This window comes from Fervidicella metallireducens AeB (genome assembly GCF_000601455.1).
Classification (GTDB): Bacteria; Bacillota; Clostridia; order Clostridiales; family Caloramatoraceae; genus Fervidicella; species Fervidicella metallireducens.
Genome location: NZ_AZQP01000057.1, coordinates 1 through 11,962 on the forward strand (window position 1 = coordinate 1; position 11,962 = coordinate 11,962).

General features: G+C 31.6%; 12 protein-coding genes and 1 pseudogene. 11 read left to right on the forward strand and 2 right to left on the reverse strand.

Going from position 1 to position 11,962, the window contains the following annotated elements; all coding sequences use genetic code 11:
• The coding region (locus Q428_RS12515; RefSeq protein ID WP_035381451.1) for a transposase at window positions 1–327 on the reverse strand (327 nt) is incomplete at its 3' end.
• An 87-nt stretch (window positions 328–414) separates the two neighbouring features.
• On the opposite strand from Q428_RS12515, the gene Q428_RS12520 reads away from it, so the two are divergent.
• From Q428_RS12520 to Q428_RS12570, 11 genes are all read left to right on the forward strand, one after another.
• Window positions 415–1,023: an ABC transporter ATP-binding protein gene (locus tag Q428_RS12520; protein WP_035381453.1), complete on the forward strand. Its 609-nt coding sequence runs from the start codon at window positions 415–417 to the stop codon at window positions 1,021–1,023.
• Between the two features lie 10 nt (window positions 1,024–1,033).
• On the forward strand, window positions 1,034–1,741 hold the full coding sequence (locus Q428_RS12525; RefSeq protein WP_201769298.1) for an ABC transporter ATP-binding protein: 708 nt from the start codon (window positions 1,034–1,036) through the stop codon (window positions 1,739–1,741).
• A gap of 28 nt (window positions 1,742–1,769) precedes the next feature.
• On the forward strand, window positions 1,770–2,969 hold the full coding sequence (locus Q428_RS12530; protein WP_035381457.1) for an ABC transporter substrate-binding protein: 1,200 nt from the start codon (window positions 1,770–1,772) through the stop codon (window positions 2,967–2,969).
• Window positions 2,970–2,980: 11 nt separating this feature from the next.
• The gene (locus Q428_RS12535; protein ID WP_035381459.1) at window positions 2,981–3,799 is read left to right on the forward strand and encodes an alpha/beta fold hydrolase; all 819 of its coding nucleotides are present in this window, start codon (window positions 2,981–2,983) and stop codon (window positions 3,797–3,799) included.
• 148 nt (window positions 3,800–3,947) lie between these two features.
• Window positions 3,948–5,330, forward strand: a complete 1,383-nt coding sequence (locus Q428_RS12540; RefSeq protein WP_035381461.1) for a sigma-54 interaction domain-containing protein — start codon at window positions 3,948–3,950, stop codon at window positions 5,328–5,330.
• Window positions 5,331–5,461: 131 nt separating this feature from the next.
• Window positions 5,462–6,490 (forward strand): 3-oxoacyl-ACP synthase, encoded by a 1,029-nt coding sequence (locus tag Q428_RS12545; RefSeq protein ID WP_035381463.1) that lies wholly within the window; start codon window positions 5,462–5,464, stop codon window positions 6,488–6,490.
• Between the two features lie 15 nt (window positions 6,491–6,505).
• The gene (locus Q428_RS12550; RefSeq protein ID WP_035381464.1) at window positions 6,506–7,801 is read left to right on the forward strand and encodes an acetyl-CoA hydrolase/transferase family protein; all 1,296 of its coding nucleotides are present in this window, start codon (window positions 6,506–6,508) and stop codon (window positions 7,799–7,801) included.
• A gap of 10 nt (window positions 7,802–7,811) precedes the next feature.
• Window positions 7,812–8,699, forward strand: a complete 888-nt coding sequence (gene phaZ, locus Q428_RS12555; protein WP_035381466.1) for an intracellular short-chain-length polyhydroxyalkanoate depolymerase — start codon at window positions 7,812–7,814, stop codon at window positions 8,697–8,699.
• Between the two features lie 257 nt (window positions 8,700–8,956).
• Window positions 8,957–9,598: an acetoacetate decarboxylase family protein gene (locus tag Q428_RS12560; RefSeq protein WP_035381468.1), complete on the forward strand. Its 642-nt coding sequence runs from the start codon at window positions 8,957–8,959 to the stop codon at window positions 9,596–9,598.
• Window positions 9,599–10,363, forward strand: coding sequence for an SDR family NAD(P)-dependent oxidoreductase (locus Q428_RS12565; protein WP_035381470.1), 765 nt, complete (start codon window positions 9,599–9,601; stop codon window positions 10,361–10,363).
• A gap of 14 nt (window positions 10,364–10,377) precedes the next feature.
• A complete protein-coding gene (locus Q428_RS12570) occupies window positions 10,378–11,118 on the forward strand; it encodes an alpha/beta hydrolase (protein ID WP_035381472.1) in 741 nt (246 codons plus the stop codon).
• 263 nt (window positions 11,119–11,381) lie between these two features.
• Here Q428_RS12570 and Q428_RS12575 read toward each other — a convergent pair.
• Window positions 11,382–11,962, reverse strand: a pseudogene (locus Q428_RS12575) (transposase); the annotation flags it as partial.

Consider the following 11,962-nt stretch of genomic DNA (forward strand, 5'->3'; position numbering starts at 1 on the left):
ACTCTTTACCATTTTGCTTTTAAATCTGTCTTGAAATAGATGTCCATGTCTTTTATGTCTGTGATTGAAATATTGTGCATAGGAGAAGTTTATGCTGTGCATAATCCTTGAAATATCTGCTCCGTTGGCATCTATTATTAAATGAAGATGATTATCCATAAGGCAGTAGCCATATACTCTAAATTCATAGGTCTTTTGATATTTTTTAACCAGAGCTAAATAGTTGAGCTTATCCTCATCATCCTTAAATAAATCAACTTCGCTAATGCTTCTTGCCATTACATGAAAAATGGCGTCTTCCTTCTTTTGCCTTGCTAATCTTGGCATAAGACAACATCTCCTTTCAAAGTCTATTTTAAAATTAGTATTTCCTTTAAAGGGGGATGTTATTCATTGGTTTGTAACACTACTTATATGTCCCATATATATATGTCCCATATATACATACTTATTGATGGAGAGGAGGCAAACAGTCTAAAATCCCAGGATGTTATAAACAAAGGCATAGTTAGAACCTTTCAAAATGTTGAGCTCTTTAAACATATGACTGTAATTGATAATCTCCTTGTGGGACAACATAGATTGCTTACTTATAATATTTTTTCAAGTTTGCTTTTAACCAAAAAGGTAAAACAAAAAGAAAATGATGCAAAAATGAGGGCACTTGAGATATTAAAAACTTTAGGAATAGATGGTTATGCATACTGCTACCCAATAAATCTGCCCTATGGAATTCAAAAGAAGGTTGAGCTTGCAAGGGCACTGGTTTCAAATCCAAAGATACTTATATTAGATGAACCTGCTGCAGGAATGAATGATACAGAAACAATAGATTTAGCTGAGAAAATTAAAGAACTTAAAGAAAAATTTAATTTAACAATTATAGTAATAGAACACCATATGCCATTTGTTATGAATATTTGTGACAGAGTTGTTGTTTTGAATTTCGGTAAGAAGATTGCAGAAGGTACCCCAGATGAAATTAAATCTAATCAACAAGTAATAGAAGCATATTTAGGATAGGGGGATGAAGATGCTTACAATAAAAAACTTAAAGGTAAACTATGGATATGTAAATGCATTAAAGGGGGTTGATATAGATATAAAAAAAGGAAAGATTGTAAGTATATTAGGTTCAAATGGAGCAGGTAAAACAAGCCTCCTAAAGGCTATTTCAGGTTTGGTTGAAGATAAGGAAGGACAGATAATTTTTGATGAAAAGGATATTACAAATCTTTCAACTGAAAAGGTAGTTTCATTAGGAATAAGCCATTGCCCTGAGGGAAGACGTATTTTCCCAGAGCTTACAGTTGAGGAGAATTTAAAAATAGGGGCATATGTTTTGAGAAAATCAAAGATTAATTTAAATGATGAGTTTAATAGAGTATATAGTTTTTTCCCAAAGTTAAAGGAAAGAAGTAAACAAGTTGCGGGAACTTTAAGTGGAGGAGAACAACAGATGCTTGCAATAGGAAGGGCACTTATGTCAAAACCAAAGCTTTTAATGTTAGATGAACCTTCCCTTGGGCTTGCACCAATTATAGTTAGCGAGATATTTAAAATCATAAAGGATATCAATAAAGAGGGAACCACAGTTTTGTTAATTGAACAAAATGCCAACCAAGCATTAAAAATATCTGACTATAGTTATGTATTAGAGCTTGGACAGGTTGTAACATCAGGAATAAGTCAAGATTTGTTAAATGATGAGTCAATCAAAAAATCTTATTTAGGTGCATAATTAAATTAAAATAAAGGGGGATTAAACCATGAAAAAATTCTTATCAATTGCTTTAACAGCTGTTTTATCCATATCTTTGTTAGCAGGATGTGGTAAGCAAACAAAAACAACTATGGCTCAGGGGGTAGAGGACAATAAGATAAAAGTAGGAACAATTGGACCTACATCTGGACCTATTGCCATAGTTGGTGTACCAATGCTTCATGGAATGCAGGCATATTTTAACATGATTAACGAAGAAGGTGGGGTTAATGGCAACAAAATTGAGCTTATTGCAAAGGATGACCAATTTAAGCCAGATTTAGCACTTCAAAAGGCAGAAGAATTAGTTGAAAATGATAAGGTTTTTGCAATTGTTGGTCAACTTGGAACTCCGGGATGTTTAGGAACTTTAGATTATTTAAAAGAAAAGGGAATTCCAGCAGTTTATCAAGGAACAGGAGTTAGTGCATTTTCTAAAGTTAGAGCAAATTACTTCCCAGTACAACCAAACTATACATTTGAGGGTGGACTACTTGTTAAATATGCAATAGACAATCTAAAGGCAAATTCAATAGCAATAGTATATGGTAATGATGATGCAGGTAAAGAAGAGTTACAAGGTGCTAAAGACCAATTAAAGAAGATGGGAAAAGAAGATGTATTAAAGGCAGAGGTACCATTTAATACACAAGACTTAGATTTCTCTGCACATATTCAAAAGGCAGCTGCTGTAAAGCCTGATGTTACTATTGTAGTTGGTTATCAAAAGGCAGTTCCAGGAATATTACTTGAAGCTAAGAAGCAGGGATTTAAATCTCAATTTATGACATCATATATAAATGCAGATTTGACAATGCTAAACTTAGCTAAGGATGCTGCAAATGGAGTAATTGTTACAGCTTGGGTTCCTGACATAACAGATCCTAATAATGAAGCGGCAAAGAAATATATAGAAACATATAAGAAATACTTCCCAAGTGAAACTCCAAATGCCTTTGGTGTAGCTGGTTGGGTTGCAGCAGAAGTATTTGTTGAAGGATTAAAGAGAGCAGGAAATGACCTATCATGGGAAGGATATATTAAGGCTATGGAAACAATAAAGGATTGGAATCAGGGAATAGCAAAGGGAATAACATATACCAGCGATAGAAGAAACGGTATTGAAAAGATGTATTTTATGAAGGCAGTTTGGGATGAAAAGATGCCAAGATTTGAAAAAATATCAGACTTTGTTGGACTTGAATAGGAGATGATACGATGCCATATGAAGTAATAGACAACAAGAAAATGTATTATGAGATACATGGAGAAGGAGAAGCAATAGTATTTTTAAACGGAATAATGATGTCAACTGCAAGCTGGGTACCATTTTTAAATCTATTATCTAGGGATTATAAGGTTGTTTTAGTTGATTTATTAGACCAAGGAAGATCAGATAAAGCAGATGTATTTTATACACAGGATATGCATGTTGATATGTTAAACAAATTATTAATAAAACTTAGTATAGATAAATTTAATCTTTTAGGTATATCATATGGTGGGGAAGTTGCAATGCTCTATGCATTGAAGTATCAAGAGAGATTAAACTCACTTATTCTTTCAAATACAACAGCCTATACAAATAAAATAATGAAACATATAGGGGATTCATGGGAATTTGCTGCATCATTGTATGACACAACAAATTTTATGAAGGTTACTCTGCCATATATATATTCGCAAAAGTTTTATGAAGAAAATTTCCAGTGGATAAATGAAAGAATAAAATTATTTAAAACAGCCTTTACAAAGGAATGGTATGATGGATTTAGAAGGGCTGTAAAGAGTGCAGATGATTTAAATATATTAGAAAGATTAAATGAAATTAAAGTCCCAACCCTGATTATAAGCAGTGAACTAGATGTTATTACACCTATTAGCTACCAAAAGGAAATTAAAAACAGAATTGAAAATAGCAGATGGGTGGAAATAAAAGATGCAGGTCATGCCTCAATGTATGAAAAGCCAAATGAGTTTTCTTTAGCAGTTTTAGGTTTTTTAAAGACATTAGGATATGATGTAAGAATATTATAAATAATGAAAAGGTGCCATTAACTGATTGTTTTTGGTACCTTTTTAGCGTGGCTTATAAGTTATATAACATAAAAGTGTAATTACAACTTTTATTCAGGTAAATTTTCTCATATAATGGAAATAGAGTAATGGTAATTGGGGTGAGGGTATGAAAAATTTTATGAAGACCAAGGAATTTATTGGTTTTTGCAAAAATGTGTTTGATAAATTACCTGTTCCAGTGGATTTTTTAGACAAAGAAGGAAGATTAGTTTATATAAATAAAAGTTTTTTAGAGTTTCTAAAATTTAATGAAGATGATATATTAGGCAAAGTGGTTACAGAAATTGAGCCAACATCAAAGTTTTTAGAAACACTTAAATACAAACAGGCTGAAGTTGCTAAAAGGCATGTTTTTTCAAATGGAAAAGAGGCTATAGTACATAGAATACCAATTATAGATGAAAATGATGAACTTATTGGTGGCTTTGGTATGATTTTATTTGATAACTATGAAAAGTTAAAGCAGGTAACAGAAAAGATAGAAAAGATACATAAAGAACTAAGCCTATATAAAAATGAATTAGCTAAAATTAATTCAGCTAAGTATACACTAGACGATATAATAGGGGAGTCTAAAGCAATTAAAAGCTGCAAATCAAAGGTTAAAAAATTAGCTAGGGTAAACTCTAATATATTGATTATAGGAGAAAGTGGAGTAGGAAAAGAATTGTTTGCCCATGCTATACATTATGAGAGTGAAAGAAGAGAATGTCCATTTGTTTCGATAAATTGTTCTGCAATACCAGAGAACCTTTTTGAAGCAGAGTTTTTTGGATATGAAGATGGGGCATTTACTGGTGCAAGGAAAGGTGGGAACATTGGTAAATTTGAACTTGCCAATGGAGGAACTATTTTTTTAGATGAAATAGGGGACATGCCCCTTTATATGCAGGCAAAACTTTTAAGGGTTTTGCAAGAAAAGGAAATTGTTAGGGTTGGCTCTAACAAAGTTACCAAACTTGATGTTAGAGTAATATGTGCTACACATAAAAATCTAGAAAGTTTAGTTGATGAGGGTAAATTCAGAGAGGATTTATATTATAGACTAAATGTACTTTCTTTAGATGTACCACCTTTAAGACAAAGAAAAGAGGACATATCAATTTTAATAGATAAATTTACAGATAAATTTTACAAGGATACAGGTCTTTACAGGGAAGTTCCAAGTGATGTTATGAATATATTATGTAATTACGAATGGCCAGGAAATGTAAGGGAACTTAAAAATATAGTTGAAAGAATATGTGTAAATGCAGAGGATACTTATGTTACGGTAGGGGATCTGCCAAGCAACATTTTAAATAAATCATTAAAGATTGAACGTAAAAAGAGCCAAGGTCTCAAGGAGATCATGGATAATATTGAAATGGATATTATAATAAACACATTAAAAGAGTGTAACAACAACAAAAGTTTAGCAGCAACCAGGCTAAATATACCAAGAGCTTCATTATATAGAAAAATAGAAGAATATAATATTGAAATATGATAATAAATAATACATGTGTAATAAATTGTTACACAAAAATAAGTAAACATTAGGTGCCAGGCACCTAATGTTTACTTATTTTTGGCATAATTTTTGCTTTATTTAATTTAAAAAACATTAGGGGTGATAGAATGAGAAAGCATGTTGGTATTGTTGGTGTAGGGATATATATTCCCGATAAATATATGACTGCTAAGGATGTAAGTGAAGCAACAGGAGGAGTATGGACAGAGGATGCTGTTATTAAAAAATTAGGTTTTACTAAAAAGCCTATACCAGGTGAAGATGATGGGACACAAGAGATGGGGGTGAAGGCAGCTTTAAATTGTTTAAAGGAAAACAATATTGACCCTATGGAAATAGATTTAATAATTTCCATAGGAGAAGAATGGAAGGAATATCCATTAACTACTTCTGCAATATATATTCAGGAGAAAATAGGAGCAAGAAATGCATATGCTTTTGATTTGCAACAAAGATGCTGTACATGTATTACTGCAATGAAGGTTGCAAAGGATATGATGCTGAGTGATGATTCAATAAATACTGCACTAATTGTTGGTGGATATAGAAATGGTGATTTTATAGACTATAAAAACTCAAGAGTTAGCTTTATGTATAATTTAGGTGCAGGTGGAGGAGCATTAGTTTTAAAGAAAAATTCAGGTAAAAATGAACTATTAGAGTCTGCAATAATGACCGATGGTTCATTTGCAAGGGATGTTGGTGTTAGATATGGTGGTACTGTTAATCCAATAAACAGAGAAAATGTGGATTATGCGTATAAGTCTTTAGACGTTTTTGATGTAGAGGGAATGAAACAGAGATTAAACGAAAAGTCTACACCTAACTTTTTAAAGGTAATTAGAGATTCTTTAAAAAAGAGTGGATATTCACAAGAGGATTTAGATTATCTTGCAATACTTCACTTTAAATATTCTGCACATTTATATATGCTAAATGAACTTGGGCTTGATGAATCAAAGTCTGTTTATTTAAGTGAATATGGACACATTGGACAAATAGATCAAATTCTATCGCTAAAGCTTGGTTTAGAGCAAGGTAAGATAAAGGATGGAGACATAGTTGTTATGGTTGGTGCAGGAATTGGATATGCTTGGGCAGCTAATACAATAAAATGGGGAAAGGTTGAAAAATAAGGGGGAAGGATTTTTATGAATTTTAGAGAAGAATATAATAGAAAGCTTAGAAGTTTAGATGAAATTTTATCACTTGTAAAATCAGATTATGAGGTTTGTGCTGCACTTGCAGGTGCAGAGCCTATGGACTTTTTAGAAAGACTTCATGAGATAAAAGATAATGTTGAAAATGTTTCTGTTTTGACTTGTCTTAATATGGGGGCATATAAGTTTACAAGTGAGCCTGATATGGAAGGACATTTTATTAATAATACATGGTTTTATAGTCCGCTTACAAGAAAGGCTCATCAAAATAGGACAGCAAGCTTTTTGCCAAACCATCTACATGTTTCCGCTAGACAAAGATTAGGATATAGAAAGCCTAATATTTTTGTTGGAACTGCAACACCAATGGATAAACATGGTTATTTTAGTCTATCCCTTTCAGTAACCTATGAGAGAGAATATATTGAAGCGGCAGATATAGTCATACTCGAAATAAATGAAAACTATCCAAAGACATACGGAGATACCTTTGTTCATATAAGTGAAGTGGATTATGTATATGAAAGCAATAGAAAACCACCAGAACTTACAATTGTTGAACCAAACCAAAAGGATATGGTTATAGGAAATTATATAGCAGAGCTTATTGAAGATGGTTCAACAATACAGCTTGGGATAGGGGGAATACCTAATGCTGTATCAAAGGCTCTTATGTGCAAAAAGGATTTAGGCGTTCATACAGAGATGTTTACAGATGGAATGGTGGATTTATATAACGCTGGAGTTATAACCAATAAGAAAAAGACCCTTTACAAGGATAAATTTATAGCAACGTTTGCATTAGGAACTAAAAAGCTATATGACTTTATAGATGAAAACCCTGCTGTTGAGTTTAAAAGGGGATGCTATACCAACGACCCATATGTAATAGGACAAAACTATAAGATGGTGTCTATAAATACATCACTTCAGGTTGACCTGACAGGACAATGTTGTTCAGAGGCTATTGGTCATGTGCAATATAGTGGAACAGGAGGACAATCGGATACTGCAACAGGTGCACAAAACAGTGTAGGAGGAAAATCAATAATTGCACTTTATTCAACTGCAAAGAATGATACAATATCAACAATTGTTCCAATGCTTACTCAGGGTGCAGCTGTTTCACTTTCAAGAAATGATGTGGATTATGTTGTAACTGAACATGGAGTTGCACCACTTAAGGGCAGGACAATAAGAGAGAGGGTAAGAAATTTAATTAATATTGCACATCCAAACTTTAGAGAACAATTAAAGAAGGATGCAGAAAACTATATGATTTGGTAGGAGGGGTATTATGGGAAAGGTTGAGCTAAAAAAAGTAGGGCTTAAAAATGGAGAGGTGATTGGTTATCGTGAAGGAGGAGAAGGAAAAACAATTCTTCTTGTACACGGTAATATGGTTTCTTCAAATCACTGGGGAGAACTTTTAGAAAGGCTTGCAGATGATTACCACGTTGTTGCAGTAGACTTAAGAGGAGCAGGTGTATCAAGTTATAATAGACCAATTGAAACATTTAAAGACTTTGCAGAGGATATAAAGCTCTTATGTGATGAGCTGAATTTAAGGGATTTTCTACTTATAGGATGGTCCATGGGTGGAGGAATTTCACAGGGATTTGTAGCAGATTATCAAGGTTATGCCAATAGTTTAATACTGTATGAATCAATCCCTTGTTCAGGGTATTCATATCATAAAAAGGGACCTAATGGGGAAATCTTGCCTGAATGCTATCAAAACAAAGAAGAATTATTACAGGATAGAATACAGTTAAAACCAATGATAGATGCCCTTGAAAACAACAATAGATCCTTTATTAAATATCTTTGGGATCAACTTGTTTTGAATGTTGTAAAGCCTGGCGATGAAGAATATGAAAAGCTTTTAGATGATATATTTATGACAAGAAACCTAAGGGATGCGGCTTGGGCAGCTCACAGCTTCAATATATCTCATATGTATAACGGTGTGACACAGGGAAGTGGAGAGGTTGATAATATAACTATTCCTGTTAGAATCTTTGCTGGAGATAGAGATGTTATTGTTCCATCAAATCTTGCTTATTTCACAGCAAAGGAGATAGGGGAAAATGCAGAGATTGTAATTTTAAATGGCTGTGGCCACGCACCTCATTACGATAATATAGCTCTTGTTATTGAAAAAATAAAGGAATTTTACAGATAAATAATTCAAGGTGCCAATAACTAGCATAATTTACACTTGTGCTGTTTTGGCACCTTTTTTATAGATGATATTTTTGAATATGAAAGCTTAATTTTGACTAGTATTTCCTTTGAAGAGAGATGTTATCCATCAGGTTACAACACTACTTATGTGTCCCATTTAAAAAATATTAGCAATTATTAACAATACACAAAAAATATCATGATATAATTATACTAATCAGTATAAAAATTTTAATATATTATGGGGTGAAAAAAATGTATAAAGAGGCACCTTGGAGTTTAAATGGAGATGGATATATAATTCTTTACAAGTTTAAAAAAGATTTTATTAAAAATAATTTGTTTACGCAAGACTTTTTAAAGGACTATGGCTGTGGTGGCGTTGGTTGTGTAATGATAGTTGATTACAAAAAATCGGATATAGGGCCTTATAGGGAACTATTATTTATACCAGGCAAATTTAAATACAAAGATAAAAAATTAAATACCATATCAAAAATATATGTAACAACAGAGGATAGTGTTATAAATGGAATTAGAAATTGGGCAATACCCAAGCAGTTATGTAGATGTGATATATTAAATGAAAATGACGGAGAATGGTTTATATTTTCTATTGGAGAAAAAGAATTTATGAAAATAAAGTTTAAAGCTAATAAATTGAAATTTCCTGTAAACACAAAGTTGATGCCTTTCCCGTTAATACAAAAGAATCTTGATAAATTATATTTTACAAACTTTTATGGTAAAGGAATTGGAAGTTTTGCAAAGATTGAGGAATTAGAAATTGATGATAAATATTTTCCAAATATAAAATATTTTAAACCACTATCTGTTATTAAAGTTAGTAATTTTAATATTGTTTTTCCAAAGGCACAAGTAGAGGGGATGGAATAGATGAAGTTAGATAATAAAAATGTTGTTTTAACAGGTGCATCATCTGGTATTGGACTAGAGTTATTATATAATTTATCAAGTAAAGGGTGTAAAATTGTTGCTGTTTCTAGAAATATAGAAAAAATACCAAAACTACCAAACGTATATCCACACAGATGTGATGTTTCAAAAAAAGATGAGCTAGATAAACTATTTGATTATGCTAAAGGTTTATTTGATAATATAGATGTATTTATATCTAATGCTGGTTTTGCATATTATGAAAAGATAGAAAAGCCAGATTACGAGCATATTGATGAAATATTCAAGACTAATGTTTTTGCACCTATTTATTGCTTAGAAAAAATGGTTGATATACATAAAAACAATAGTTTCACATATGTAATAACAGCTTCTGCCGTTGCAAAAATGCCCCTTCCAGGATATGCAATATATTCTTCAACAAAAGCTGCTATTGATTCTTTCCAAGAAGCATATAGATATGAAATGGATAAAATTAATTTGTTGGTTGTATATCCTATAGCAACAAGAACTAACTTTTTTAAAACATCAAATGATAAAATAGCACCAGTGCCTTATCCAAGTCAGTCCCCTGAATATGTTGCAAAATGTATAATAAAAGGTATTGAGAAAAATAAAAAATACGTATTTCCTTCAAAAACCTTTGTTGTCATCAATACCCTAAATAGAATATTCCCATTTATTAATAAGCTATATCAAAGTGTTCAAAATAAAAAGTTTAAAAAATGGTTAAAAGATATTTAAATGGAGGGATTAATTTGAAAAAGACAAAAAAAATTTTAACAACGGTAGTAACAATTTTAATTATATTTGCTGCAGTATTTTTAGTTTGGGCAAATCAATCATATAAGCCTAACTTTAATGTAGAAGATTTTATAAAATCAAATGATAGAGTAACTATACAAATAGATAAGAACATAGTGATAAACCCTAAGGATAAAAAAGTAGAAAAGGGATTTATATTTTATCCAGGGGGAAAGGTAGACCCTAAAGCCTATATCCCTATTGCTAGTAAAATATCAGAAGAAGGTTATAGAGTGGTGATAACTCCTATGCCATTAAATCTAGCAATATTTAATAAAAATAAAGCAGATAATGTTATAAAAGAGAATAGAGATATAAAGGTGTGGGCAATTGGGGGACATTCACTAGGTGGTGTTATGGCAGCAGATTATGCATTTAATCATACAGATAATATAAAGGGATTGATTTTACTTGCATCTTATCCACAGGACAAAAATAATTTTACAGGAAAAAATATAAAAACTTTATCCTTATGGGGAAGTGAAGATAAAGTGGCAAAATTAGATAAAGTTAAATCTGCCAAAAATATTTTGCCAAGTGATGCAGTTTTTTATGAAATAAAAGGCGGGAATCACGGACAGTTTGGAAGTTATGGAAAACAAAAAGGTGACGGTGAAGCTAAAATAACTGAAGAAGAACAACAAAAAATTTCCGCTGAATATATAGTTAAATTATTAGATAAAATTAATAAATAATGGCTGCGTAAAAGGGACATTAAAGATTGTTTAGTTTACATTAATACTACAGCTATCAGGGACACATACTTAATGCTAGGGATTAAACTTACTTTTTCTATCATAAAAAAATATTAATTTTTAAAAATTTCATAAATGAAAATTTTAAAAAATCATTTTGTCTAGTTTAATCTAAAGTACTACCTAAATGCTTGTCCAATTATTGTGGCGAACAAAGATCCCATTTTTTTTAGTTTTTTTTATAATTATATAAATTATTTTTCTCAGCAAGCGTATTCCTTCATAAATTCATATGTAATGTTTTTATATTTTTCCTCATCTAAAAGCTTTACCCCAAGGCTGCTGAGCTTTGAAACTCTGCTTTGAGTTATGTTTCCAAGGACGCGGCAAATTTCACTGCATTTTAAGTTGCAAAGGCTTCTCATTAAAAGTACAGCTAAAGCCTTTGCTTCAACTATTTCTCTGCAGTGTTTGGTATGGAGCTTTATTTTTTCAATTCCAAGTTTTGATGATATAAATTCTAATATTTCTTTGGTTTTAATGTTTCTTATTAATATTTTTCTTTCACTTCTGTATTCTGTTCCTTCATTTAAAAATTCTACTTCCTCTTTAAAAACTTTATTAGAGCATTTATATACTAATTTCATATAGCTTTCCCTTGCCTTTTTAGGATTTTTGCTGAACATACCCATAATAAAGCCATCATCAACAAGTTCATAGGGGTCGTGTCTAAGCCCTAGATATATTGAAAGACTTGAAAATTCATATTTTTCTGGGCAGTTTTCATATCCCTTTATATCACAAGGGTTGTTGTGAACATATGCCGATAAGGCATAGAGATATA